This is a genomic window from Dermatophilaceae bacterium Sec6.4 (genome assembly GCA_039636865.1).
In the GTDB taxonomy this organism is placed as follows: Bacteria; Actinomycetota; Actinomycetes; order Actinomycetales; family Dermatophilaceae; genus Allobranchiibius.
Genome location: CP144172.1, coordinates 1,325,309 through 1,351,514, shown reverse-complemented (window position 1 = coordinate 1,351,514; position 26,206 = coordinate 1,325,309). Strand labels below are relative to the sequence as shown.

Below are 26,206 nucleotides of genomic sequence, written 5' to 3'. Positions count from 1 at the left end.
AGCTGTCATGTCGACGACGATTTCGAATCTTGATACGCCGTCGTTGGAGCACGCCTTCGACGCCACGATCGACGACGACCGTCGTATCGAGCCCCGCGACTGGATGCCCGAGGCTTACCGCAAGACGATGATCCGCCAGATCGCGCAGCACGCGCATTCGGAGATCATCGGCATGCAACCCGAGGGCAACTGGATCACCAGGGCTCCATCCCTGCGTCGCAAGGCGATTCTGCTGGCGAAGGTGCAGGATGAGGCCGGTCACGGAATGTATCTGTACAGCGCTGCAGAGACTCTCGGCGCCGACCGCGCCGATATGACACAGAAGCTGATCTCCGGTCGGCAGAAGTACTCCTCGATCTTCAACTACCCCACGCTGACCTATGCGGACGTCGGAGTCATCGGCTGGCTCGTAGACGGTGCTGCGATCTGCAACCAGGTGCCGCTGTGCCGTGCCTCCTACGGCCCGTACGCCCGCGCGATGATCCGGGTCTGCAAAGAGGAGTCCTTCCACCAGCGCCAGGGATATGAACTGCTGCTGACGATGATGGGCGGTACTGACCGCCAGCGCGCCATGGTGCAGGAGGCGACCGACCGCTACTGGTGGCCGTCGCTGATGATGTTCGGTCCGCCCGACGACCGCTCCCCCAATACCGCCCAGTCCATGCGCTGGGGGATCAAGCGGCACACCAACGACGAACTACGTCAGCGCTTCGTCGATATGACTGTGCCGCAGGCGGCAAAGCTGGGTGTGACGCTGCCCGACCCCGACCTGGTGTGGAACGAGTCACGTGGTCGTCACGACTTCGGTGAGATCGACTGGTCGGAGTTCGACGCCGTGCTGAAGGGCAACGGCCCATGCAACACCCAGCGGGTGCAGCACCGCCGCCGGGCGCATGAGGATGGTGCCTGGGTGCGCGAGGCCGCAACCGCGTACGCAGCCAAGGCCGCCGCCCGATGAGCGAATCCACCGGCGAGGCATTCACTGCCGAAGGCGGGCACGGTGCCGTACCCATGGAGGGCATACCCGTCGAACCGTCGCCTGCGGCGGTGCGCTCGGACTGGCCGCTCTACGAAGTGTTCCTACGCGGCAAGCGCGGGCTGAACCACGTCCACGTCGGCTCCCTGCACGCTGCCGACGCCACGATGGCGCTGCACCACGCGCGCGATCTCTACACCCGGCGTAACGAGGGTGTCAGCATCTGGGTGGCCGCGTCCGCCGACATCACCGCATCCAGCCCCGCCGAGAAGGACCCGTTCTTCGCGCCGTCGGGTGACAAGGTGTACCGCCACCCCACCTTCTACGACATCCCGGCCGACGTGCCGCACATGTGATGACAAAAACCACCGACCACGCAGCCACCGACCATGCTGCCGGCGACCACCTCTACGAAGGCCTTGCCGACGAACACTTCGGCGACGAACGTTGGGCTTTCGGCACCGGTTTCACGAACGCCCTCGAAGGCATCGACACCACGATTCCTGACAACGTCGACGCCGATGCACTCGCCGATTACTGCCTGATGCTCGGCGACGATGCGCTCGTCATGTCCCACCGCCTGCAGGAGTGGGTGACCCGGCTGCCGGAGCTGGAGGAGGAGACCGCCGTCGCCAATATCGCGCTGGACCTGCTGGGTCAGGCCCGGATGCTGCTGGCCCGCGCAGGCACCGTTCTCGGCCGTACCGAGGACGACCTCGCATTCTTCCGCGACGCCCAGGACTTCCGCAACGTCCGCCTCGTGGAGCCGGTCGACGACGACTTCGCCCAACTGGTCACCCGCCTGATGGTGTTCAGCACGTGGCGGCTGGCCCTGCTGGAGCGGGTCCGCGATGTCGCCGACCCTGTTCTGGGCGCCATCGCGGCCAAGGGTGTGAAGGAGCTGACCTACCACCGGGACTACGCCGCCGGCTGGGTGCTGCGCCTCGGCGACGGCACCCAGGTGTCCCAGCGACGGATGACGGTCGCTGTGGAACGGGTCTGGCCGCTCATCCCCGAGCTGTGGAGACACTGCGGGGCGCAGGACGCACTCGGCATCACGGCTCCACGGCAGCCGGTGCTCGACGTGCTCGCCGACGTCTTCGGGCAGGCCACGCTCACTCTCCCCACAGACCCCCGCGAGCTGGGCGCGGTCGACGGCCGCACCGGTCGGGACGGCATTCATACCGAAGCCCTGGGCTATCTCCTCGCCGAGCTGCAGAGCGTCGCGCGGGCCGACCCGGAGGCCACCTGGTGATCAGCGAAAAGACAGCTACCCGAGCCTGGCGGGTCGCCGCCCAGACCCCCGATCCAGAGTTGCCGATGCTGACCCTCGCCGACCTCGGGATCCTGCGTGATGTCAGCGAAAGCCTCGACGGGAGCATCGTTGCGACCATCACGCCGACCTATTCCGGGTGCCCGGCCATCCGCGAAATCAGCCTTGACCTACGCAGCCGTCTCATCGGCGCGGGGTATGAAAACGTCCGGATAGCAACGCAGCTCGCACCGGCATGGACCAGCGACTGGATCACTGAAGAGGGCCGGGGCAAACTGCTCGAGGCGGGCATCGCACCGCCGGACCCCGCGCGGCACACCAGCGGTCCGGTGCCGCTGACTCTGGGTCTACCGACGAGCGCGCCCTGCCCCCGCTGCGGTTCCACGCGCACCACCCAGACAGCAGCATTCAGCGCGACAGCGTGCCGATCCCTGCACCGGTGCCTGGACTGCGCCGAACCCTTCGAGGCGGTAAAATCACTGTGAAGTCATCACTATGAAGACGCAGTTCCACACTCTGCGGGTGGCCAGCATCGAGCGGCTCACCGACGACGCAGCAGCCCTGACGTTTGCGGTGCCGACCGACCTGGAGCAGGAGTTCCAGTTCGCCCCCGGCCAGAGTCTCACCATTCGTCGGGGTGCGGAACGACGGTCGTATTCGATCTGCGCCGCCGCGGGAGAAGCCCCGCGTATCGGTGTCCGCGAGGTCGCCGGTGGTGCCGTCAGTAGCTGGCTCGTACACGACGTCCGTCCGGGCGACGAACTGGACGTGCTGGCGCCGAGCGGCAGATTTGTGCCCGACCTGGCCACCCCGGCGCACCACGTGCTGATCGCCGCGGGCTCCGGGATCACGCCGATGATCTCCATTGCCCGCTCCGTCCTGGAATCCGATGAAGGCTCCACTGTGACGCTGCTGTACGGCAACCGTCGTGTCGACTCGGTGATGTTCGCGGACGAGCTCGCCGATTGCAAAGACGCTCACCACACCCGTATGCAGCTGGTCCACGTGCTCTCCCGCGAGCCACAGGAGGTGCAGCTCTTCGGCGGCCGGATCGACGCGGAAAGACTGACCGCTGTCCTGACCGGCACGGTCGATGTCGCTGCCGTCGACCATTGGTGGCTCTGCGGCCCCCTGGGGATGGTGCACGCAGCGCAGGATGTCCTGCGCCAGCACGGCGTGCCACGCGAACGCGTCCACCGGGAGCTCTTCTGGGTCGGCGACGAACCACCCGAGCAGGCCCGCCACGAAGAGGCTGCTCAGGTCGACGGCGCTGCTGCGACCATCGTGCTCGACGGCCGCAGCACGCTGGTCACCGTCCCACCGGACACCGCCGTCCTCGACGCGGCGCAGCAGGTCCGCCCCGACCTGCCTTTTGCCTGCAAAGGCGGCGTATGCGGCACCTGCCGCGCCCGGGTCACGGACGGGGCGGCGACGATGCGGCGCAACTACGCCCTGGAGCCCGAGGAGGTGGCCGCGGGATACATCCTGACCTGCCAGGCCATCCCCACCACCGACACGCTGACCGTCGATTACGACAGTTGAGGAGCGCTGGATGGACCCTGCGGACAAGAACACGGCCGACAAGAACACGCTGGACCCCGACTCACTGGATCCGGTAGAACGCGCGAGCGTCGATGAGCTGCGCGCCCTGCAGCTGACCCGGTTGCAGTGGTCGGTGCGGCATGCGTACGACAACGTTCCGCACTACCGCGCGGCGTTCGAGTCGGTCGACGCGCATCCCCAGGACATCCGTGCCGCGAACGATCTTGCGGCGCTTCCGTTCACCACCAAGGCCGATCTACGCGACAACTACCCGTTCGGCATGTTTGCGGTCCCGCGCGAGCAGGTCGCGCGGGTGCATGCGTCGTCCGGCACGACCGGCCGACCCACCGTCGTCGGGTACACCGCCCACGACATCACGACCTGGGCCTCGCTGATGGCGCGCTCGATCCGGGCCGGCGGCGGTCGCGCCGGTGACCTAATCCATGTCGCCTACGGCTACGGGCTCTTCACCGGCGGATTGGGCGCGCACTACGGCGTCGAAGCCCTCGGCGCGACGGTCGTCCCTGTATCCGGGGGTATGACGAGTCGGCAGGTCACGCTGATCCGCGACTTCGAGCCGGACGTGATCATGGTGACGCCCAGTTACATGCTGGTCATCGCCGACGAGATGGAGCGTCAGGGCCTGGACCCTCGCGAATCATCGCTGCGCGTGGGGATATTCGGTGCCGAGCCGTGGACCCAGCGACTACGCCAGGAGCTGGAGGACCGTCTCGATATCCACGCCGTCGACATCTACGGACTCTCGGAGCTGATGGGACCGGGCGTTGCGATGGAATGCGTGGAGACCAAGGACGGGCTGCACCTGTGGGAAGACCACTTCTTTCCCGAGATCGTCGATCCGGTCACCGGGGAGCTGCTGCCGGACGGCGAGGTGGGCGAGTTGGTCCTGACCTCTCTGACGAACGAAGCCATGCCGATCATCCGCTACCGCACCCGCGACCTGACCCGGCTGTTGCCCGGCACTGCCCGACCGATGCGCCGCATCGAGAAGATCACCGGACGCTCCGATGACCTGATGATCGTGCGCGGTGTCAACATCTTCCCCACCCAGATCGAGGAGCTGGTGCTCGCCATTCCGATGCTGACGCCGCATTTCCAGTGCGTACTCACCCGACCCGGTCGGATGGATGAACTCGTCGTACGCGTCGAACATGCACCGGGATCGGCGGCGGACCGGGCTACCAGCGCGGGCGAGGACCTGAGCCGACAGATCAAGGACCGCACCGGCGTCACCGTGCAGGTGCAGGTGCTCGCCCCCGATTCGATCGAGCGGTCGGTGGGCAAGATGCGCCGGATCGTGGACCAACGCACCCTCTGACCTATCCGCCAGTACCGGGCCCGCCCGGGTGAATCGAAGCCGAAGTAGACGATCTGATCGGCGTGCGCCCCGTTGTTCGGGTTGGGTTCGATCACCGCGTGCCGCTTCTGCTGCCCTCCGTGGCGCCATCCCAGGTACATCCACGCTCGCTGCCGCGATGAGCACGTCGCGATTCCAGCGAAACGCGCTACCGTGGCGCCGTCATTTGCTGCACCACACCACCCGCATGGGAGCTTTCATGGCGTTCGTCCCCACCCGCGAAGACAAGTTCAGCTTCGGTCTGTGGACGGTGGGATGGCAGGCGCGCGACCTGTTCGGCGAGGCCACCCGGCCGGTGCTCGCCGGTGTCGAGGCGGTGCACAAGCTCGCCGCGTTGGGTGCCTACGGAATCACCTTCCACGACGACGATCTGATCCCGCCGGGCAGCTCGCCGGCCGAGCGGGACACCATCATCACCAAGTTCAAACAAGCACTGGCCGACACGGGCATGGTCGTGCCGATGGCAACAACGAACTTGTTCGGTGACCCCGTTTTCAAGGACGGCGGCTTCACCAGCAACGATCGCTCCGTGCGCAGGTACGCCCTGCGCAAGGTCATGCACAACATGGATCTGGCCGCCGAGCTCGGTGCCGAGACCTACGTTTTCTGGGGTGGCCGCGAGGGCTCCGAAGTGGATTTCGCAAAGGACGTCCGCGCGGCGCTGGACCGCTACCGCGAAGCCATCGACCTGCTCGCCCAGTACTCGATCGACAAGGGTTACGGGATGCGTTTCGCCATCGAGCCCAAGCCCAACGAGCCTCGGGGAGACATTCTGCTACCCACGATCGGGCATGCGCTGGCGTTCATCACCCAGCTGGAACACGCCGACATGGTCGGTATCAACCCCGAAACCGGCCATGAGCAGATGGCCAGCCTGAATTACACACATGGCATCGCCCAGGCGCTGTGGCAGGGCAAGCTGTTCCATATCGATCTCAACGGCCAAAAAGGGCCCCGCTACGACCAGGACATGGTGTTCGGTTACGGCGACCTGCTGCAGGCGTTCTCCACGGTCGACCTGCTCGAGAACGGCGCCCCTGGTGGTGGCCCGACGTACACCGCGGACCGGCACTTCGACTACAAGCCGCTGCGGACCGAAAACATGGACGGCGTGTGGGAATCCGCGCTGGCCAATATGGAGCTGTACCTCGCCCTGAAGGAACGCTCCCAGCAGTTCCGGGCCGACCCACGGGTGCAGGAAGCCCTTGCCACAGCCGAGGTCGCGGAACTGTCCCAACCGACCCTGAACACCGAGGAGACATGGGAGATGTTGCTGAGCGACGACACGGCCGCCCAGAACTTCGACCGCGACACCGCAGCCACCAAAGGCTACGGCTTCGCGCGCATCCAACGCCTGGCCATCGAACACCTGCTCGGCATCCACTCCGGATCCACCCACACTGACTAACCGACGGACCGCCGCTGACAGCCACTGCGGGACGGGCAGTCAGCGGCGGCGGGCGACCGGACGTTGCGTCGCGTCGTCGACTTCGCCGACGAGTTCTTCCAGCACGTCCTCCAGGAACACCAGACCGAGCACGGTGCCGACATCGTCCACCACCCGCGCCACGTGGCTGCCGCTGCGCTGCATGGTCAGCAGGACGTCTTCAACGTCGTCGGCCCGCCCCACTGTGGCCAGCTTGCGGATCCGCTTGGGCGGCACCGGCTCGTCATAGGCCTCGTCGCGCGCATACAGCACATCCTTCAGATGCAGGTAGCCCGCGATCACACCGCCCAGATCCCGCACCGGGTAGCGCGAGAAACCCGTGGTGGCCACCAGCCGTTCCAGTTGAGCGGGCGTAATGCCGACGGACACCGTCTCCAGCTCGGCCAGAGGTACAGCAACGTCCGCCGCGCACCGGTCACTGAACTCCAACGCCCCCTGGACACGCTGCTGCTGACGCTCCTGCAGCAGGCCCCCGCGGTGCGACTCCTGCACGATCAGCTCGACCTCTTCGGCGGAGAAGGTCGAGGTCATCTCACTCTTGGGCTCCACTCCGAGCCGTCGCACGATCCACTTGGAGATTGCTTCGACGAGCCAGATCACCGGCCCCAAGACCCGGGTCACCGCCAGCAGGGCCGGCGCGAGCGCGAGCGCCGCGCGGTCGGGACCGGCGATGGCGAGGTTCTTGGGCACCATCTCCCCCAGCACCACATGCAGGTAGGCAACGATCAGCAACGCGATCACCAGTGCGATCACATCGGAGGCGGCACTGGGGATGCCCACGGATTCCAGCGGACCTGCGATCAGATGGTGGATGGCGTCCTCGGCGACGGCTCCCAGCAGCACCGAGCAGATCGTTATCCCCAACTGCGCGCAGGCGAGCAACGAGGACACCTGTTCCAGTGCCTGCAGGCTGGCGCGCGCACGCTTGGACCCCGCTGCCGCCATCGGCTCCAGCTGCGAGCGCCGTGCGGCCATGACAGAGAACTCGGCGCCCACGAAGAAGGCGTTGCCGAGCAGGAACAGCACAGAGAGCCAAAGATTCATGATTGGCCACCCTCGTCCTCATCAGCGGCCACCGGAGCCGGCGTCAGGCGTAACCGGTCAACCCGGCGTCCGTCCATCGAGATCACCCGCAGGGTCCACCCGGGCAGCTGCATCTCATCGCCCACGACCGGCACCCGGCCGACGCTTGCCATCACGAAGCCGCCCATCGTTTCGTAGGCAGACCCGATCGGAATATCCGCCCCGATCCGTTCGTGCACCTCGTCGGGTCGCCACAGCCCCGGCACTGTCCAGGAGCCGTCGGGCAGCACCCGACTCGGGTCGCGCACCCTGTCATGTTCGTCGCTGACCTCACCGACGATCTCCTCGATGACGTCCTCGAGGGTCACCACTCCGCTCGTACCGCCGTACTCGTCGACCACGATCGCCAACTGGAAACCACTGGCGCGCAGTAGCAACAGCAACGGGTCGAGGGTGATCGTCTCGGGCACCAATACCGGCGGCACCATCAGTGCCGTGACAGGAACGTCGCTGCGGCGATCCTGCGGAACCGCGATGGCCCTTTTGACATGCACGATCCCGTCGACGTCATCCCAGTCCTCGCCGAGTACCGGGAACCGGGAGTGCCCGGTAGTACGCGCAAGCTCGACGACGTCGGCGGCCGAGGCCGTGCGCGGCACCGAATCGCACTTGACCCGCGGGCTCATCACGTCGGCAGCGACGCGCTCGCCGAAATCGAGGGACCGGGTCAGCAGTCGCGCGGTGCGCTCCTCCAGCACTCCGGCTTCGGCTGATCGGCGCACCATCGATACGAGTTCCTGAGGGGTCCGGGCGGCACTCAGTTCCTCCTGCGGCGCCACCCCCACGGAGCGCAGCAGGACATTTGCGGACCCGTTGAGCATCACGATCAGCGGGCGCATGCCCACCGCGAACATCCGCACCGGGCCGGCCACGATCTTTGCCACCCGCAGTGGGTCGGAGAAGCCGAGGAACTGCGGCACCAACTCGCCGACGATCATCGAGAACAGCGTGGCGAGCACCAACGCCAGCACTGCGGAGACAGCGGTGCTGGCTTCCGCGCTCAGCCCCAGGGCAGTCAGCGGCGTGTGCAGCAGCACCCCGAGCGAGGGCTGCACGAGGTACCCGAGCACCAGGGTCGTGATGGTGATGCCGACCTGCGCAGCAGACAGCTGGGTGGACAGGGTCCGCAACGACTCCAGAACCACCCCCGCTCGGGTATCGCCCTCGTCCACGGCGCGCTGCACCGTCGGGCGATCCAGCGCGACAAGAGAGAACTCGGCGGCCACGAAGAGCGCGGTGCCGAAGGTGAGGGCTACGCCCAGGAGCAACAGAAGCCACGGCGTCATCAGGAGGCCATCCTCTCTTACCGCAGCGGTTCGGCACGCCGAAGGTCCACGACTATTCGCGCTGCCCGGCTCGATGCCCGATGATGACGGCACGGTTCGTCGGCGCGGACAGGCGCCCGACCGCGACAGAAACGACGTCACGATGACCAAAGGGGTATGACGTGTCTGCCAGTCCAGCACCCACAGCGCGCGCCGGACGTGATCCGGGCGCGCCGGTGGAGATCTCGCACTTGTCCAAGTCGTTCGGTAGCTTCCGCGCCGTCGACGATCTCAGCTTTTCGGTCCGACCCGGCCGGATCACCGGTTTCCTGGGTCCCAACGGCGCGGGCAAGACCACCACCTTGCGGATGGCCCTCGGGCTCATCAAGCCCTCCTCCGGTACGGCGACCATCGCTGGTCACAAATACATCGACCTGAAGGACCCACTCGGCACTGTCGGCGCGGCCCTGGAGGCAACCAACTTCCACCCAGGTCGCAGCGGCCGCAACCACCTACGGGTGCTCGCCGCGGCCAGCGGCGTCTCGGACCAACGGGTCGATGAGATGCTCGACCTGGTCGGGATCCCCGCGGCGGCGAAGAAACGCGCCGGCGGCTACTCGATGGGTATGCGTCAGCGCCTGGGCCTTGCGGCAGCACTACTCGGTGATCCGCAGGTGCTGATCCTCGACGAGCCGGCCAACGGCCTGGATCCGGAGGGAATCCGCTGGCTGCGCGGGTTCCTGCGTCATCTCGCGGGTGAGGGCAAGACGATCCTGATCTCCAGCCACATGCTGAGCGAGGTGGAGCAGACCGTCGATGACGTCGTCATCATCGCCAACGGGCAGTTCGTGCGACAGGGCACGATCCAGGAGCTACGGGGGCATGCGCGCATCATCGTGCGTACCCCCAGTGGTGACCGGCTCACCGACGCATTGCGCCGTGCTGGCCTGCATGTCGAAGCGCTTCCGGAGGGCCGCTACGCCGTGTCCACCGATGACCTCATCCAGGTCGGCGACGCCGCATTCGCTGCCGGTGTGCCCGTGCACGAGTTACGCGCCGAGCAGGCCGATCTGGAGCAGTTGTTCTTCCAACTCACCGAAAACACCAACCGCAACCTGAACCAGTCGAACGGGCAACGGGTACCGGGTGGCGCGCCGCCCGAGGGGCGACAGACCGCACCAGGAGGGGCGAAGTAATGGGCGCTGCAATCAAGGCCGAAATCCGCAAGCTGACCACGATCAGACTCTGGTGGGGCATGGCGATCGGCATCTTCATCTTCGCCGCAGGCATCGCAGCCCTGGCCGCGAGCCTCGGAGGCAACAGTGCCAACTCCGACGGCAGTGAGTCCCCCGTGGACCGCGCCGCGGGCGTCTACACAGGCGGCATCACCTTCGGCTATCTGCTGCTCCTGGTCATCGGCATCCTCACGATAGGGATGGAATACCGGCACAAGACCATTACCTCGGCGCTGCTCGCGGTGCCATCGCGGGTCAAGCTCATCGGGGCCAAGATCGTCGCACTGTTGATCTTCGGAATCGCCTACGGCGTGTTGTTCCTCATCTCCTCAGTAGCCGTGGGCGGTGCGATCCTGGCGGCCAAGGGCGAAGCCGTCTTCCCCGAACCTGCCACGTTGAGCCGGACACTGCTGTTGTCGTTGTTGGTGCTGGGCCTGTGGGCCCTGATCGGGCTCGGCCTGGGGATCCTCATTCCGAATCAGGTGGCGGCCCTGCTGATCGGTGTCGGACTGGCATTCATCGTCGAACCCATTGCGGCGGTCATCCTGGCCAATGTCAGCTGGGGCGAGACAGCATCGAAATACTTCCCCAGCCGGGCCACCCAGGCCATCCTCAGCCAGGGCCAGAACGGCGGGCCGGGCGGTTCAGCCCCGCTGGACTGGTGGCAGGGTTCTCTGGTGCTGATTGCCTACGCGGTGATCTTCGCGGTCATCGGGACGCTGTTGACGAAACGACGCGACATCTTGTAACACACCCTGATGACCTGCCCAACGGCACCTGGCCTTGCACGTTAGGCTAGGTGCCATTGTCGCTCCAGAGCTCGAAACCCAGACGTGTGCAACAGACACACGTCGCCCTCCTTGTGAAAGAGGCGCATTCCGCGTGTCATCCCAGTCGCCCGACCCACTCGCAACGTTCGGACCGAACGAGTGGCTGGTAGACGATCTATACCAACAGTATTTGCAGGACAAAACCTCGGTGGACAAGGCGTGGTGGGGCTTCTTTGCCGACTACACACCCGGCACGACGTCCGGCTCGAACGGCTCGAACGGGTCAACAGAGGCGCCTGCTTCCAAGCCCGCTGACGCCAAGCCCGCGCAGTCGAAGCCCGCTGACGCCAAGCCCGCGCAGTCGAAGCCCGCTGACGCCAAGCCCGCGCAGTCGAAGCCCGCTGACGCCAAGCCCGCTGAGCCGGCCACGGCTGCGACCCGCCCGAACGCAGACAGTGAGAAGCGGACGCACCACTCGCACGCCGCTCCTGACCCGCGTCAGGCGGAGTTGTCCAACACCCAGCCGATCGCGCGCGACAGCGTCAACGACACCATCCCGACGCCTGAACCCGCCGAGGACACCCGCACCACCCTGCGCGGGGTGGCTGCCCGCATCGTGGCCAATATGGAGGCCAGCCTGGAAGTGCCCACCGCCACGAGCGTGCGGGCCATCCCGGCCAAGCTGCTGATCGACAACCGCACGGTCATCAACAACCACCTGTCCCGCACGCGTGGCGGCAAGGTCAGCTTCACGCACATCCTGGGTTGGGCGATCGTCAAGGCGCTGCGGGTGCTGCCCGAGATGAACTACGCGCTCGGCGAAGACGAGAAGGGCAAGCCGGTGCTGATCGAGCCCGGCCACATCAACTTCGGTCTGGCGATCGACCTCAAGAAGGAGGACGGCAGCCGCACCCTGGTCGTGCCCAACGTCAAGGGCGCCGAGGCAATGAGCTTCGCCCAGTTCTGGAACGCCTACGAAGACATGGTGCGCAAGGCCCGCAGCGGGTCACTGACCGTCGACGACTACAAGGGCACCACGATCAGCCTGACCAACCCGGGCGGTATCGGCACCATTCACTCGGTGCCACGACTGATGAAGGGTTCGGGCGCGATCATCGGTGCGGGCGCTCTGCAGTACCCCGCTGAATGGTCCGGTGCGAGCCACGACTCCGTCATCAAGAACGGTGTCAGCAAAATCATGACGCTGACCTCCACCTACGACCACCGTGTCATTCAAGGTGCTGTCTCCGGCGAGTTCCTGCGGATCCTGAACGGATACCTGCTCGGTGACGACGGCTTCTACGACGAGATCTTCGCCGCGCTGAAACTCCCGTACGAGCCGATCCGCTGGGTCATGGACATCGACACCAGTCACGACGACGACATCAACAAGACCGCGCGTGTGCAGGAACTGATCCATGCCTATCGGGTACGCGGTCACCTGATGGCCGACACCGACCCGCTGGAGTACAAGCAGCGCAAGCACTCCGATCTCGACGTGGGTTCACACGGACTGTCCCTGTGGGACCTGGACCGTACTTTCCCGACCGGCGGATTCGGCGGTGAGCCGTTCCTGAAGTTGCGCAAGATCCTGGGGGTCCTGCGGGACTCCTACTGCCGCAGCATCGGTATTGAATACATGCATATCCAGGCTCCGACCGAGCGCAAGTGGGTCCAGGAGCGGGTCGAGATCGGCTACCAGAAGGCCACCACCGACGAGCAGCTGCGTATCCTGCGCCGGCTCAACGCTGCCGAGGCCTTTGAGACCTTCCTCCAGACCAAGTACGTGGGGCAGAAACGTTTCAGCCTGGAGGGCGGGGAGTCTGCGGTTGCGATCGTGGACCGCATCCTGTCCCGGGCCGCCGATGACGACCTGGATGAGGCCTGCATCGGAATGCCGCACCGCGGCCGGTTGAACATGTTGGCCAACATTGCCGGCAAGTCCTACGCGCAGGTCTTCGCCGAGTTCGAGGGCACGGCGGACCCCAAATCCGTGCAGGGCTCCGGCGACGTGAAGTACCACCTGGGCACGGAGGGGGTCTTCACCTCCGACACCGGCCGCAAGATCGATGTCTACCTCGCCGCCAATCCCTCCCACCTGGAGGCTGTCAATCCTGTCCTCGAGGGCATTGTGCGCGCCAAGCAGGACCGCATCAACCTGGCGGGCAGTGCTTACACCGTGCTGCCGCTGCTGATGCATGGTGACGCTGCGTTCGCCGGCCAGGGTGTGGTCGCCGAGACCCTCAACCTGTCCCAACTGCGCGGCTACCGCACCGGCGGCACGATTCACCTGATCGTCAACAACCAGGTCGGCTTCACCACCGCACCGAGTAGTTCGCGTAGCTCGACCTACAGCACCGACGTTGCGCGGATGGTGCAGGCGCCGATCTTCCACGTCAACGGCGATGACCCCGAGGCGTGCGTTCAGGTCGCCGAGCTCGCCTACGACTATCGGCAGAAGTTCAACAAGGACGTCGTCATCGACATGGTCTGCTACCGGCGCCGGGGCCACAACGAGGGTGATGACCCCTCGATGACCCAGCCGCTGATGTACCGACTCATTGAATCCAAGCGCAGTGTCCGCAAGCTCTACACCGAAGCGCTCATCGGCCGTGGCGACATCACGATCGAAAATGCCGAGGAGGCGCTGCGCGATTACCAGAAGCAGCTCGAGCGGGCCTTCACCGAAACCAAGGAAGCACGTAAGGCGGCTTCCCAAACTGCCCCGCAGGCACCGAGCGCGAGCTCTGCAGGCACGGACGCCGAAGGCCACGGCGGGCTGGAACGCCCCTCGGCACAGGAGGAGGACGACACCCGCGAGGACCGCAGCCGTCACGGGACCTCCATCAGTGAAGCCATGCTGCTCAAGATCGGTGACACCTGGGTCAACGCGCCCGAGGGCTTCACCGTGCACGCCAAGTTGCAGAAGTTGATGGAGCGACGCGCGCGCATGGTGCGCGACGGCGGCATCGACTGGGCGATGGGCGAACTGACCGCGCTCGGCTCGCTGCTGATGGAGGGTGTGCCGGTACGCCTCGCAGGCCAGGACACCAGGCGAGGCACCTTCACCCAGCGCCACGCTGTGCTCATCGACTCGGTGAACGGCAACGAATGGACCCCGCTGCGCTACCTTTCCGACGAGCAGGCCTGGCTGTGGATCTATGACTCGTTGCTCTCGGAGTTCGCCGCGATGGGCTTCGAGTACGGCTACTCGGTGGAACGCCCGGACGCGCTCGTGCTGTGGGAAGCCCAGTTCGGTGACTTCGCCAATGGCGCGCAGTCGATCATCGATGAATTCATCAGCTCCTCGGAGCAGAAGTGGACCCAGCGCAGCTCGGTCGTACTGCTGCTACCGCACGGCTACGAAGGACAGGGCCCTGATCACTCCTCGGCACGGATCGAGCGGTTCCTGACCTTGTTCGCCGAGGACAACATGACGATCGCCTACCCCTCCTCGCCTGCGTCCTACTTCCACCTGCTGCGCCGCCAGGCGTTCGCGCGGCCGCGGCGTCCGCTGATCGTCTTCACGCCCAAGCAGTTGCTGCGTCTGAAGGCAGCCGTTTCCGATCCGAGCGAGCTGACCAGCGGCACCTTCCAGCCGGCAATTCCTGACACCTCGGGTATCGAGGCGAAGGGGGTAACCCGGGTGCTGCTCACCTCGGCGCGTATCTACTGGGACCTGGAGGCCGAACGCACCCGCCGCGAGGACCAGCAGACGGCGATCGTCCGCGTGGAGCAGCTGGCGCCGATCCCGACGCGTGAGATCGCCGAGGCCATCGCGCACTACCCGGATGCCGAACTGGTCTGGGTGCAGGACGAGCCCAAGAACCAGGGGGCCTGGCCGTTCATGGCACTCAACCTGCCCGAACAGCTCGCCGAACTGGGTGAGCACCGCACCCTGCGAGTGGTGTGCCGCCCGGCATCCGCGTCGCCCGCGACCGGATCCAGCAAGCGACACCAGGCACAACTTGCCGAACTGCTCGCGCAGTCCTTCGATCGATAGGTCACCGGTGACGATTGCAGTCGAAGGACCGGTACTGGCTCTCCCGGACGGGTGGACCACACGTCCGCCCGTCCAGGGTGACGTCGGGGCACTGGGAGCCCTGCAGGCCCAGGAGAAACAGGCCGTGCTCGGTATCTCCAGTGTTGATGAGGACGCCGTTCGCGCCTTCGTCACCGGGCTCGGTTCGTGGACCCGCAGGCAACTGGTCGTCGTCGATTCAGGCGGCGCTGTGAAGGGTTGGTCCTCGGTACACGACCGGGCCTCCGGCCGTACCGACATCAGGGTGTATGTCGATCGCGGGCTGTCGGCCGATGTCGGCAATCTGGTGGCCGGCCAGTTGTACTTCTGGTGCTCATCGGTCGCCGCTGACGTGGCCGCTTCGGAGCGCGGCGAGGCACGCACCGAACTCGAATCGGACATCTACGCTGATGACGCCACCCAGATCAGGTGGCTGCAAGCTGCCGGACTGACGTACTCCCGGACCTGGTTGCAGATGTCCCGACCGGTGGATCCGCGCGAGGCCGACGGCGTTTTTCCGGCGACCCGTGAAGGCGTCGTGATACGCCGGGTAGCCGGCCACCCCGACGGCTCCCCTGTCGGTGCCGAGCTGCGCGCCGTTCACCAGGTGCTCGAGGAATCCTTCGAGGACCACTTCAACTCCTACCGCGAAGCCTTCGGTGAGTTCGTGCAGCGTCTGCGGGAAGACCCCGGCCACCGGTGGGACCACTGGTGGATCGCCATCGTCGACGTCGACGGTCAACCCACGCCCGGCGGCGCACTGGTCAGCACCGAGCTGCCCCCGGATGAACACGGAGTTGCCGGTACCTACGTGGAGTACATCGGGGTGCACCGCGTGGCACGTGGACGCGGCGTTGCCAAAGGTCTGCTGTACGCGGTTATCGCTGATTCCGCCGAACGAGGCCGGGGCAGGGTCGGTCTCGAGGTCGACGCCGACTCCCCCACCCAGGCCGATGGCCTCTACCTGTCGATGGGCTGGGTCACGAAGTACCGCACCCAGACGTGGTCGCGCGACATCGACACCACCCTGAACGCGTCGCCGGCCGTCGCGCCTGGCCGATAGCGGTCGGTAGGCGGGATAGCCTGCCGGGTGTGTACTTCACCGATCGAGGCATTGAGGAGCTGACATCTCGCCGCGGCGAGGAAGAGGTGAGCCTGGCGTGGGTCGCCGACCAGCTGCAGGCCTTCGTGGACGTACACCCTGAGTTCGAAACCGCAGTAGAACGGCTCGCGACATGGCTCGCGCGCCTCGACGACGATGAGTGAGACAGATGTGACCTACCCGACGCAGGGCAGCGTGCCCCACTTCAACCCCAGCGCACAGTTCCAGGTGGCCGAAGGAGTGCGTGCCGTCGGCCTGTGCTTCGTCGGCGACTCCTACGTCGCGGGACTGGGCGACCCGAAAGCGTTGGGCTGGGTGTCCCGCGTGGTTGCCCGGACCCCGCAAGCCGGAGTCGAACTGGCGATGTACAACCTGGGTATCCGCGGACAGAGCTCGACAGAGGTCCTGGCACGCTGGCAACGCGAATGCGAGCCGCGCTGGGCGCCGAGCAACGAACGCCGTCTCGTACTGGGTCTGGGCACCAACGACGTGATGTCGCAGATGACGACGGCGCGCTCGCGTCTGAACCTGGCGAACATCCTCGATGACGCAGCGAACGGCGCGATCGCCACCTTCGTCGTGGGTCCTCCCCCGACGCTGGACCCTGAGATCAACGAGCGCCTCGAGGTGCTCGTCAGCGCTCAGGCGGACGTGTGTTCACGCCGTGGGGTCACCTACGTCGACTGTCTACGCCCACTACTGGGGCACGACCAGTGGCAGGCCGATCTCGACGCCGGCGACGGGTGGCACCCTGGACAGGCCGGATACGGCCTGATTGCGTGGCTGGTGCTGCACGCCGGCTGGCAGTCCTGGCTCCAGCTGGACTGAACCCCTGTTTTGGACATGCCGAGCGGGGCTTATTTGCCCCGCTCGGCATGTCCAAAACATCAGACCGCGGTCAGGACCAACTTGCCGAATGCGGTGCCCTCGATCATCGCAGCGAACGCGTCCCTGGCCTGATCCATCGGTCGCACGGAGTCAATTGCTGGCTCGATACGACGGTCGGCCATGAAGCTCAGTAGCGCCGAGAACTCCGATCGGGTGCCCATGGTGGAACCCTGTACCCGCATCTGTTGGAAGAAGATGCGGGTGAGTTCAGCATTGTCTGGTTGCGGCCCGGACGTCGTACCGGCGATGACCAGGGTGCCGCCCGGCTTCAGAGATTTGACCGAGTGCGACCAGGTGGCAGCGCCAACAGTTTCCAGGACCGCGTCGACCTTCGCCGGGAGCCGCTCGTTACTCGCGTATGCGGTGTCAGCTCCCAGTTCGACGGCACGCGCACCGCGCTTCTCATCGCGACTGGTGACCCACATCCGCAGCCCCGCGGCCGACCCCAACTGGACCGCCGCGCTGGCGACTCCCCCGCCCGCGCCCTGCACCAACACGGTGTCGCCGGGTCGTACCCCGGCCTGCACGAACAGCATCCGGTAGGCGGTCAACCAGCTCGTGGACAGGCACGCCGCATGCTCGGTGGCCATCGACTCCGGCACCGGCAGGACGTTGGTTGGCGGCACCCGTACCTGCTCGGCCAACGTGCCGGGGTGCAGCTCGGACAACAGGGTGCGCTTGGGGTCGAGGGTCTCGTCCCCGACCCACCCCGGGCTGGAGATCACCGAGTGGATGACGACCCGGTCGCCGCCCGGCGTGGTGCCGACTCCGTCGCAGCCCAGGATCATCGGTAGCCGGTCGGCCGGAAGACCCACCCCCCGCAGGGAGAAGACGTCGTGGTGGTTCAGTGCGGCCGCCTGCATGGTGACGGTGATCCAGTCCGAGGGAGTGGTCGGTGCCTGCAGGTCACCGACCTCCAGGGCACTGAGCGGGTCGTTGGGATCCTGACGGGCGGCGTAGACGGCAAGCATGGACCCGACCTTACTCAGTAGGCACCGTCGCGGGACAGCACCGCCTTCACCGTCTTGATCAGCACTAGACAGTCACCGATGATGGTCCAGTTCTCCACGTAGTAGAGGTCCTTACGCAGGCTCTCCTCCCAGCTGAGGTTGGAGCGCCCGCCCACCTGCCACGGCCCGGTGATGCCCGGTTTCACGTTCAACCGCCGGTGGGCGTGGTCGCGGTAGACACTGACTTCGCTCGACAGCGCAGGCCGCGGGCCGACCAGTGACATCTTGCCGATCAGCACATCGACCAACTGCGGCAGCTCATCGATGGAGTAGGCCCGCAGCACCTTGCCGATCTTGGTGATCCGCGGGTCCTGGTGCATCTTGAACAATTTTCCGGCGGCCGCACCGTCGGCCTCCAGCTCGGCGAGACGCGCCTCGGCGTCGACCACCATCGAGCGGAACTTGGTCATCTTGAAAGTGTCACCGTTGACGCCCACCCGCTCCTGGCGGAAGAAGACCGGCCCGTGATCATCGACCCAGATGAGGGCGGCAGCCACTGCGAAGACCGGCGACAGGAGCACCAGGAGCGCGGCGGAGACGACGATGTCGAATGCCCGCTTGAGCAGATACCGACCACCGTCGTACCGGGGTGCGTCCACACTCATCAGTGGAAGACCCTCGACCGGCGTGCGGTGGATCCGCGGACCGGCCACATCGGTCATCCTGCTGGCCAGCACCATGCCGACCCCGGTGCCTTCCAAACCCCACCCCAGCTCTCGCAGGAAGGTGTCCGAAGCCCGCGCGTGGCCGGCCACAATGATCGCGTCGACGTGGTGCTGCATCGCGGTCTCGAGCGCGAAGTCCACCGATCCCGCATCGGGCACGATGGTTCCGTCGCGTAGTTCGAAGTCGCCAGGTGTCGACGCGCCGGTCAGCACCCCCGAGATACTCAACCCGGCAGCGGGGGTGTTGCAGATCCGGTCGGCGACGTAGCGGACCTCCTGCGGAGCACCGACGATCAGCACGTTGTCCATACAACGGGCCTGGAACCGTTGTCGGATCAGCCAGGTACGCAGCAGGAAACGGCCGAACAAGAGCAGCACCACGCCCAGCGGGAAGACGATCGCCACGTAGCCGCGGGCAAACTGCAGCCGCAGGGCCAGCGCGACCATCGCCAACACCCCGAAGATGAAGAACGATGAGCGCACCATCCGCAGATAGGTCTCGTTCCCGATCGTCGCGTGCTCGGGTTGATAACAGCGGTTGAGCCCCAGCGCCGCCAACCAGGCTACGAAGAGAATGATCGAGACCGTGAGGTAGCTGGCCCTCGAGGAACCGCTCAGGAACTCACTACCGCCGCCTTGTCCGAAGCGCAGCACCTGGGCTGTGAGTAGTGCTACGGCGATGGCCACGGCGTCGATCAGGACGGCTGACGGCACGAACCGGGCACGCCAGGAGGACCGTCCGGCAAACTTCGACGGTGGCAGGGGTGACTTTTCATTCACGTCGTACTCGAGTTGAGCAGACAACATCCATTCCCTTCGGGCCCACCCCCCGCGAACACCGCGTCTCGTGACATGGCAAATCTAGCGGAACTTACGGCATCCTAACGTCCGATCCCCATATGACCTAGCTCTCGATTCTCTCGAGTATCAACTATAGAAGTGTGGGCAACGCTTCGTCCAAGACCGTGCGCCAGTCGCGCAGCGGTGCAACATCGATCTCTGCGAACCGCTGCCGGCCGAGAACGGAGTAGGCGGGGCGGGGTGCCGGGCGCTGGAACTGGGCGCTGTCGACTGCCTGCACGCGATCGGGATCCCACCCAGCCGCTTCGAAGATCGCCCGCGCAAACCCCCACCAGGTGGTCTGGCCGCCGGTGACCCCGTGCCAGTACCCGCCGGGGGCCTCGGCGCTCACCAGTCGGGTGATCAGGTCGCCCAGATCGGCGGTCCAGGTGGGTTGTCCGTGCTGGTCGTCGACGACGGTCAGGATGTCGCGTTCCCCTGCCAACCGCGCCATCGTCGACACGAAGTTGCCGCCGCCGGCCCCGTAGAGCCAGGCGGTGCGCACAATCAACGCGTCGGGACACAACGCGCGTACGGCCCACTCGCCTGCGCATTTGGTCCGCCCGTAGGCGCTCTGCGGGCGTTGCGGCGTCGACTCCGAATACGGGTTGTCGGCCGACCCGTCGAACACGTAGTCCGTCGAGACCTGCACAAGCCGGACCTCGCGGGCAGCGCAGGCCCGTGCGACGTTGGCAGCACCAACGGCGTTGACGGCGAAAGCTGCACTCTCGTGGGTCTGCGCATCATCGACCGCGGTCCACGCCGCACAGTTGACGACGACGTCGACATCGCGCACGGCGGCATGTACAGCGGCCGGGTCGGTGATGTCCACTTCTGCCGATCCCACCGCAATCGCCTCGTCGCCGGCCGCGACCACGGCGCGAGCGAGGTCCTGACCGAGCATCCCACTGCCACCGGTCAGGAGCCACCGCGTCATACGGTCATCTCCCCTGCTGCCGCATAACCCGCTTCGGTACTCGCCTTCGTCGGGCGCCACCAGTCTTCGTTGTCCTGGTACCAGGCCACGGTCGCAGCAAGCCCCGCTCGGAAGTCCGGGTACTGCGGCGACCAGCCCAGCTCGGTGCGCAACCGGGTGGAGTCGATGGCGTACCGACGGTCGTGCCCGGCGCGGTCGCTCACGTGATCGAAGTCGTCCTGTTCGCGGTCGAGCAGTCCCAGCAAGGTGCGGACCACCGTCAGATTGTCGGCCTCACCGTCCGCGCCGATCAGGTAGGTCTCACCGATCGCCCCCCGCTCGATGATTGCCCAGACCGCGTCGTTGTGGTCATCGACGTGGATCCAGTCGCGCACGTTCAGCCCGTCGCCGTACAACCGGGGACGACCGCCGTCCAACAGCGTGGTGATCTGCCGGGGGATGAACTTCTCGACGTGCTGGCGCGGACCGTAGTTGTTCGAGCAGTTCGACAGGGTCGCTGCAACGCCGAAGGAACGCACCCAGGCCCGGACCAGCAGATCGCTGGCCCCCTTGGTGCTGGAGTAGGGACTGGACGGGTTGTAGGGCGTGGACTCGGTAAAACGCTGCGGGTCATCCAGCGCCAGATCGCCGTACACCTCATCGGTCGAGATGTGGTGGTAACGCACGCCGTGACGGCGAACCGCCTCCAGCAGGGTGTAGGTACCCACGATGTTGGTCTGCACGAACGGCCAGGGCTCGCGCAACGAGTTGTCGTTGTGGGACTCGGCCGCGAAGTGCACCACGAGATCGGCGTCCGCCACGAGCGCGTCCACCAACTGCGCGTCGGCGACATCGCCACGTACCAGCGTCGCCGACGTCCCGGCCAACGACCGTTCGTTACCTGCGTAGGTCATGGCGTCCAACACCGTGATCACCGCGTCGGGACGGGACCGACCGGTCAGATGCACGAAGTTGCTGCCGATGAAACCGGCTCCACCGGTAACCAGGACTCGCACACAGACTCCCTATGGTCGGGCGCTCCCGTTATGGTCAGCGCCTATGAAGGGCATCATTCTGGCAGGCGGATCGGGCACCCGACTCCATCCGATAACTCGCGGGATCAGCAAACAACTGATGCCGATATACGACAAGCCGATGGTCTATTACCCCTTGTCGACATTGATGATGGCCGGAGTTCGCGAAATTCTGATCATCACCACCCCGCACGACAGCGAACAGTTCAGGCGGTTACTCGGCGACGGCTCCCAGTGGGGTGTCGACCTCACCTTCGCGGTGCAGCCGCGCCCCGAGGGCCTGGCGCAGGCGTTCGTCATCGGCGCCGAGTTCATCGGCGGGGACAGCGTCGCGCTGGTGCTCGGTGACAACATCTTCTTCGGCTCCGGCCTCGGACGTCAGCTACAGGCTCAGACGGATCCCGACGGAGCCCGCATCTTCGCGTATCACGTGCCCGATCCGTCGGCGTACGGCGTGGTGGAGTTCGACGTCGACGGGAGGGTGCTGTCCATCGAGGAGAAACCGGCCCTACCCAAATCGCGTTACGTCGTGCCGGGCCTGTACTTCTACGACAACGAGGTGATCTCGATCGCGGCCGACCTGCGACCCAGCGAACGTGGCGAACTGGAGATCACCGCGGTAAATGACGCGTACCTGAAGGCTGGGCGCCTGGCTGTCACCACCCTGCCGCGCGGCACGGCGTGGTTCGACACCGGCACCTTCGAAGCCATGATGTCGGCCGCCCAGTTCGTGCACGCAGTGGAGTTGCAGCAGGGCCTGAAGATCGGCTGCGTGGAGGAGATCGCCTGGCGCGCCGGGTGGATCGGGGACAGCGCGCTGCACGCCCTGGCGGACCCACTGCGCAAGAGCGGGTACGGCGAATACCTGCGCGGAATTCTGCAGGAAGGCAGCTGATGAAGATCGAGGCTCTACCGATCGAGGGCGCCTACGTCATCACCCCTCGACAGTTCCCCGACAATCGCGGGGTTTTCATGGAGGGTTACCGCGGTGACCTGCTCGCCGAGCATCTCGGATACGAGCCGCGCGTCGTACAGACGAACATCTCGGTCTCCTCGCGCGGCACTGTGCGCGGAATTCATTTCGCCGACATCCCACCCGGCCAGTCCAAGTACGTCACAGCGCTGTCGGGCGCATTCCTTGACTTCGTCGTCGACATCCGGGTCGGGTCCCCGACGTTCGGCCAGTTCGAATCCGTTCTGTTGGACACCGCGGACCGGCGGGCGGTCTACCTGTCCGAGGGCCTCGGGCACGCATTGGTCGCGCTCGAGGGCGACAGCACGGCCTGTTACCTGTGCTCCACGCCCTACAACCCGACCGGCGAGCACGGCATCAACCCGCTCGACGCGCAGATTGCGCTGCAGCTACCTGACATGGAACTGCTGTTGTCGCCCAAGGACGAGGCCGCGCCCACCCTCGCGCAGGCAGCTGCAGATGGGCTGCTGCCTACCTACGAGGGCTACCTGGCGCACGTCGCCGCGCTCCGCGTGGCATCGGGTCGGTGATCCGGCTGGGGTTCGCAATTGTGCGGGGCCGGTCGATGGAGCCGACCTACGTCGACGGTGACCGACTGCTCGTGGCGCACGGAGCACGCCCTGTCGCCGGTCGCACCCATGTCGTCGCGCTACCGGACGGCCCGCACGGTCCGCGTCCGGTAGCCGTCAAGCGACTGAGCGCGCGGGTCCCCGGCGGGTGGTGGGCCGTTCGGGACAATCCCGATGAGGGAGTCGACTCCCGCACAGTCGGAGCGATACCGGAGGCCGACGTTCTCGCGCGGGTTCTGGTCCGGCTGCCGCGCAGGGGCCGCCGGTAGTGCACCCACACGCGACGTGGTCGCAGCACTTACGCGCGCGAGGCACCCCAGCGCCATCAGTCGTATGGTGGAAGCAACAGCTGAACTTCGTCGCGCCTCGCCGCGCGGCGTCCATAGGAAAGGGATGACTTTGATGCTTCGCCGTTTCTTCGCCCCCACCATCGAGGTCAGCGCACACTGCGACCTCCCGTGTGGTGTGTATGACCCCGCTCAGGCCCGTATCGAGGCCCAGTCGATCAAGGGCATCTGCGAGAAGGTCGCAGCCAATGACGACCTCGACTTCCGCATCCGCTCGCTCATCATCAAGGAGCAGCGGGCAGAACTGGTCAAGCACCACCTGTGGGTGCTCTGGACCGACTACTTCAAGCCCCCACACTTCGAGAAGTTCCCGCAGCTGCACCAGCTGGTCAACGAGGCCACCAAGCTCGCCGGCGCGTCCGGCGCCAAGGGGTCGCTCGACGTCGACGTCGCCGACCAGCTGCTGGCGAAGATCGACGAGATCGCCGATATCTTCGCGGAGACCAAGAAGGCCTGACACCCCTCACGCTCACCTGTTCGACAACGGTCGCCGTCTGCTCCCTGGAGCGGGCGGCGACCTTTGTCGACCTGGTTACCCACGCGTAGGACAAGATGGCGAAATGAGAACTGCACACCCGGCCCTACTCGGGGTGGACCGAACTCGCGCATCACTGGCCGAAGCCGGATATCTCGCCTCGGACGAGATCGCGACCACGGTCTACCTCGCCGAAGCGCTCGGCAAGCCGCTCCTGGTCGAAGGACCAGCGGGTGTCGGCAAGACCGAACTGGCCAAAGCGGTATCGCGAGCGCTGGGCGCGGACCTGATCCGGCTGCAGTGCTACGAAGGGGTCGACGAGGCCCGCGCGCTGTACGAATGGAACCACGCAGCGCAGCTGTTGCGCATCACAGCACAGCGCGACAGCTCGCGCGGTAGCTGGGAAGCGTTGCGGTCCAACATCTTCGGGGAGGAGTTCCTACTGCCCCGGCCGCTGCTCACTGCTATCCGCAGCACCCAGCGCACCGTCCTGCTCATCGACGAGTTGGACAAGGCCGACGAGGAGATGGAGGGACTGCTGTTGGAGCTGCTGTCCGACTTCCAGGTGACGATCCCGGAGCTGGGGACTGTCACCGCCCGCCACCGCCCCTTCGTCGTCCTGACCTCCAACGCCACCCGTGAGCTGTCCGAAGCGCTGCGCCGCAGATGCCTCTTCCTGCACATCGACTATCCCGAACCGGCGTTGGAGGCACGCATCGTCACGCTGCAGGCCCCCGGCCTGGGTGAGGAGCTCACGGCGAGTCTGGTGCGCATGGTGGGCGCCCTGCGGGCCGGGTCGCTGCGTAAACCGCCCTCGGTCGCCGAGACGGTGGACTGGGCTCGCACGCTGCTCGAGCTGGGCGCGCTGACCCTCGAACCGGACGTCGTCCGGGCGACGCTGGGGGTGGTGCTGAAACATCAGCAGGACATCCGCGACGCCACTGCGACCTTGGAACTCGATCGTGGTCTACGCGCCTGATACCCCCGTGCCTCAGAACCCCCTGGCGCAGCGACTGGTCGAACTGACCGGTTCGCTGCGCGAGCACGGCGTGGACGTCGGGACGAGCGACGTCGCCGACGCGGGCCGGGTCGCGCTGACCCTCGGGTTGACGGATCGGCGTCGATTGCGCACGGGGCTGGCCTGCGCGATGCTGCGCCGGTCCGGGGATCGCGAGGTGTTCGACCAGCTGTTCGACCTGTACTTCCCGGCAGCGCCGGGACGCCGCACCATGGCAGCCGCGACATCGACCGATCAACTGCGCGACGCGCTGGTGCAGGCCCTGGCCGCCGACGACACCGTCGCCCTGGAGGCCCTCGCGGCCGCCGCCGTGGATCTCCTCGGTGAGGTCGCGAACGGCGATGAACGTCAGGGATATTCATCGGCCCAGACCATCGCCAGGCTGCAACCGCAACGTGCTATCGCCGCCGCGCAACAGCAGTCGCGGGGGGACAGGTCAGGACAGACAGGACTCAACGGACAGGGTGAGCAGCTCTCGGACCGTTTCGACCGCGATGAGATGCGCACCCGCGTAGCGGCGTTCCGGCGGCATGTCGAGGCGGAGGCGTTACGGCGCAATACCGGGATCCGGTCCCGCGAGAGGGTGGCCCGGTTCGGGGTGTCGGGAGGCATCGAGCAGCGCGACTTTCTCGCTGCGAGCACCCGCGATCTGGCGCAATTACGCCGTCATATCGAGCCGCTGGCCCGAAAGCTCGCTGCTCGCATGTCGGCGCGCCGTCGATCCGGCAACGGCACGCTGGACCTGCGACGCACCCTACGGGCGTCGATGGCAACCGGCGGTGTCCCGATCGACCCTGTCTACCGGGACAGACGGCGACACCGACCCGACCTCGTGGTACTGGCGGACCTGTCCGGATCGGTCGGCGGCTTCTCGACCTTCACGATGCTGTTGATGCAGGCCCTGCACGCCCAGTTCCGTGCGGTCCGCACGTACGGCTTCGTCAGCAGTAGCGCCGAGATCACCGACCTGCTGGGGATCACCGGCCCCGGTCAGTCGCTGTCAGGATGGGCCCGGGGCCGCCCGGAGTTCACCAGGTACGGCACCAGCAGCAGTTACGGGACAGCGCTGCGCGGGTTCGCGCAGAGCGAGCTGGCGGGTATCGGACCGCGCTCGACGGTGCTCATCCTCGGCGATGCGCGGACCAACTACGGCTCCCCAGGCATCGAGCATCTGATCGCGATCACCCGTCGGGCCAGGCACAGCGCGTGGCTCAATCCCGAGCCCGCCCGACTGTGGGACACCGGTGACTCCGAGGCGGCCCGCTACGCGGCCGCGATCGACATGCACGAATGCCGCAACCTGGATCAGCTACGCGCTTTTGTCGCGCGGGTCCTGCCCGTCTGACGCAGCGGATGCGGGTACCCACGTCCACCCGGGC

General features: G+C 66.2%; 25 protein-coding genes. 19 read left to right on the top strand and 6 right to left on the bottom strand.

The window, feature by feature from the left end:
• The first annotated feature begins 7 nt into the window (after positions 1-7).
• From paaA to xylA, 7 genes are all read left to right on the top strand, one after another.
• Positions 8-958 carry a 1,2-phenylacetyl-CoA epoxidase subunit PaaA gene (gene paaA / locus V3G39_06685; GenBank protein ID XAS77722.1) on the top strand — a complete coding sequence of 317 codons (951 nt, stop codon included), beginning with the start codon at positions 8-10 and terminating at the stop codon, positions 956-958.
• A 53-nt stretch (positions 959-1,011) separates the two neighbouring features.
• A complete protein-coding gene (gene paaB / locus V3G39_06680; GenBank protein ID XAS78190.1) occupies positions 1,012-1,332 on the top strand; it encodes a 1,2-phenylacetyl-CoA epoxidase subunit PaaB in 321 nt (106 codons plus the stop codon).
• The gene (paaC, locus tag V3G39_06675) at positions 1,332-2,231 is read left to right on the top strand and encodes a 1,2-phenylacetyl-CoA epoxidase subunit PaaC (protein XAS77721.1); all 900 of its coding nucleotides are present in this window, start codon (positions 1,332-1,334) and stop codon (positions 2,229-2,231) included. Before paaB ends, paaC begins: the two co-directional genes overlap by 1 nt.
• The gene (gene paaD, locus V3G39_06670) at positions 2,228-2,734 is read left to right on the top strand and encodes a 1,2-phenylacetyl-CoA epoxidase subunit PaaD (protein ID XAS77720.1); all 507 of its coding nucleotides are present in this window, start codon (positions 2,228-2,230) and stop codon (positions 2,732-2,734) included. Before paaC ends, paaD begins: the two co-directional genes overlap by 4 nt.
• Before the next feature lie 10 nt (positions 2,735-2,744).
• A complete protein-coding gene (gene paaE / locus V3G39_06665; GenBank protein ID XAS77719.1) occupies positions 2,745-3,791 on the top strand; it encodes a 1,2-phenylacetyl-CoA epoxidase subunit PaaE in 1,047 nt (348 codons plus the stop codon).
• A 10-nt stretch (positions 3,792-3,801) separates the two neighbouring features.
• A complete protein-coding gene (gene paaK / locus V3G39_06660; GenBank protein ID XAS77718.1) occupies positions 3,802-5,130 on the top strand; it encodes a phenylacetate--CoA ligase PaaK in 1,329 nt (442 codons plus the stop codon).
• Positions 5,131-5,368: 238 nt separating this feature from the next.
• Positions 5,369-6,577: a xylose isomerase gene (gene xylA, locus V3G39_06655; GenBank protein XAS77717.1), complete on the top strand. Its 1,209-nt coding sequence runs from the start codon at positions 5,369-5,371 to the stop codon at positions 6,575-6,577.
• Positions 6,578-6,616: 39 nt separating this feature from the next.
• Here xylA and V3G39_06650 read toward each other — a convergent pair whose 3' ends face one another.
• Both V3G39_06650 and V3G39_06645 read right to left on the bottom strand, forming a co-directional pair.
• A complete protein-coding gene (locus tag V3G39_06650; GenBank protein ID XAS77716.1) occupies positions 6,617-7,660 on the bottom strand; it encodes a hemolysin family protein in 1,044 nt (347 codons plus the stop codon).
• Positions 7,657-8,985, bottom strand: a complete 1,329-nt coding sequence (locus V3G39_06645) for a hemolysin family protein (GenBank protein ID XAS77715.1) — start codon at positions 8,983-8,985, stop codon at positions 7,657-7,659. The genes V3G39_06650 and V3G39_06645 overlap by 4 nt, the downstream gene beginning before the upstream one ends.
• Positions 8,986-9,146: 161 nt before the next feature.
• Between V3G39_06645 and V3G39_06640 the strand changes: the two genes are divergently transcribed.
• The 6 genes from V3G39_06640 to V3G39_06615 all read left to right on the top strand — a co-directional run bounded on the left by V3G39_06640 (position 9,147) and on the right by V3G39_06615 (position 16,920).
• Positions 9,147-10,160 carry an ABC transporter ATP-binding protein gene (locus tag V3G39_06640; GenBank protein ID XAS77714.1) on the top strand — a complete coding sequence of 338 codons (1,014 nt, stop codon included), beginning with the start codon at positions 9,147-9,149 and terminating at the stop codon, positions 10,158-10,160.
• A complete protein-coding gene (locus tag V3G39_06635) occupies positions 10,160-10,948 on the top strand; it encodes an ABC transporter permease (protein ID XAS77713.1) in 789 nt (262 codons plus the stop codon). Before V3G39_06640 ends, V3G39_06635 begins: the two co-directional genes overlap by 1 nt.
• Before the next feature lie 133 nt (positions 10,949-11,081).
• On the top strand, positions 11,082-14,972 hold the full coding sequence (locus V3G39_06630; protein XAS77712.1) for a multifunctional oxoglutarate decarboxylase/oxoglutarate dehydrogenase thiamine pyrophosphate-binding subunit/dihydrolipoyllysine-residue succinyltransferase subunit: 3,891 nt from the start codon (positions 11,082-11,084) through the stop codon (positions 14,970-14,972).
• Between the two features lie 7 nt (positions 14,973-14,979).
• A complete protein-coding gene (locus V3G39_06625) occupies positions 14,980-16,053 on the top strand; it encodes a GNAT family N-acetyltransferase (GenBank protein XAS77711.1) in 1,074 nt (357 codons plus the stop codon).
• Positions 16,054-16,082: 29 nt separating this feature from the next.
• Positions 16,083-16,256 (top strand): DUF6104 family protein, encoded by a 174-nt coding sequence (locus V3G39_06620; protein ID XAS77710.1) that lies wholly within the window; start codon positions 16,083-16,085, stop codon positions 16,254-16,256.
• Positions 16,249-16,920: a GDSL-type esterase/lipase family protein gene (locus V3G39_06615; GenBank protein XAS77709.1), complete on the top strand. Its 672-nt coding sequence runs from the start codon at positions 16,249-16,251 to the stop codon at positions 16,918-16,920. Before V3G39_06620 ends, V3G39_06615 begins: the two co-directional genes overlap by 8 nt.
• A gap of 59 nt (positions 16,921-16,979) precedes the next feature.
• Here V3G39_06615 and V3G39_06610 read toward each other — a convergent pair whose 3' ends face one another.
• From V3G39_06610 to rfbB, 4 genes are all read right to left on the bottom strand, one after another.
• Complete coding sequence (locus V3G39_06610) at positions 16,980-17,951, bottom strand: zinc-binding dehydrogenase (GenBank protein XAS77708.1); 972 nt, start codon at positions 17,949-17,951, stop codon at positions 16,980-16,982.
• A gap of 14 nt (positions 17,952-17,965) precedes the next feature.
• Positions 17,966-19,462, bottom strand: coding sequence for a sugar transferase (locus V3G39_06605; protein ID XAS77707.1), 1,497 nt, complete (start codon positions 19,460-19,462; stop codon positions 17,966-17,968).
• 124 nt (positions 19,463-19,586) lie between these two features.
• Entirely contained in the window at positions 19,587-20,432 is an 846-nt protein-coding gene (gene rfbD / locus V3G39_06600; protein ID XAS77706.1) for a dTDP-4-dehydrorhamnose reductase, read from the bottom strand.
• Positions 20,429-21,427 carry a dTDP-glucose 4,6-dehydratase gene (rfbB, locus tag V3G39_06595; GenBank protein XAS77705.1) on the bottom strand — a complete coding sequence of 333 codons (999 nt, stop codon included), beginning with the start codon at positions 21,425-21,427 and terminating at the stop codon, positions 20,429-20,431. Before rfbB ends, rfbD begins: the two co-directional genes overlap by 4 nt.
• A 43-nt stretch (positions 21,428-21,470) precedes the next feature.
• Between rfbB and rfbA the strand changes: the two genes are divergently transcribed.
• The 6 genes from rfbA (at position 21,471) to V3G39_06565 (ending at position 26,172) form a co-directional block, all read left to right on the top strand.
• A complete protein-coding gene (gene rfbA / locus V3G39_06590; GenBank protein ID XAS77704.1) occupies positions 21,471-22,340 on the top strand; it encodes a glucose-1-phosphate thymidylyltransferase RfbA in 870 nt (289 codons plus the stop codon).
• Positions 22,340-22,948, top strand: coding sequence for a dTDP-4-dehydrorhamnose 3,5-epimerase family protein (locus tag V3G39_06585; protein XAS77703.1), 609 nt, complete (start codon positions 22,340-22,342; stop codon positions 22,946-22,948). The genes rfbA and V3G39_06585 overlap by 1 nt, the downstream gene beginning before the upstream one ends.
• Positions 22,945-23,256, top strand: coding sequence for a S24 family peptidase (locus V3G39_06580; protein ID XAS77702.1), 312 nt, complete (start codon positions 22,945-22,947; stop codon positions 23,254-23,256). Before V3G39_06585 ends, V3G39_06580 begins: the two co-directional genes overlap by 4 nt.
• Positions 23,257-23,389: 133 nt before the next feature.
• On the top strand, positions 23,390-23,791 hold the full coding sequence (gene sodN, locus V3G39_06575) for a superoxide dismutase, Ni (GenBank protein XAS78189.1): 402 nt from the start codon (positions 23,390-23,392) through the stop codon (positions 23,789-23,791).
• A 103-nt stretch (positions 23,792-23,894) separates the two neighbouring features.
• Positions 23,895-24,788, top strand: coding sequence for a MoxR family ATPase (locus V3G39_06570; GenBank protein XAS77701.1), 894 nt, complete (start codon positions 23,895-23,897; stop codon positions 24,786-24,788).
• A gap of 7 nt (positions 24,789-24,795) precedes the next feature.
• A complete protein-coding gene (locus tag V3G39_06565) occupies positions 24,796-26,172 on the top strand; it encodes a VWA domain-containing protein (protein XAS77700.1) in 1,377 nt (458 codons plus the stop codon).
• The last annotated feature ends 34 nt before the right edge of the window (positions 26,173-26,206 follow it).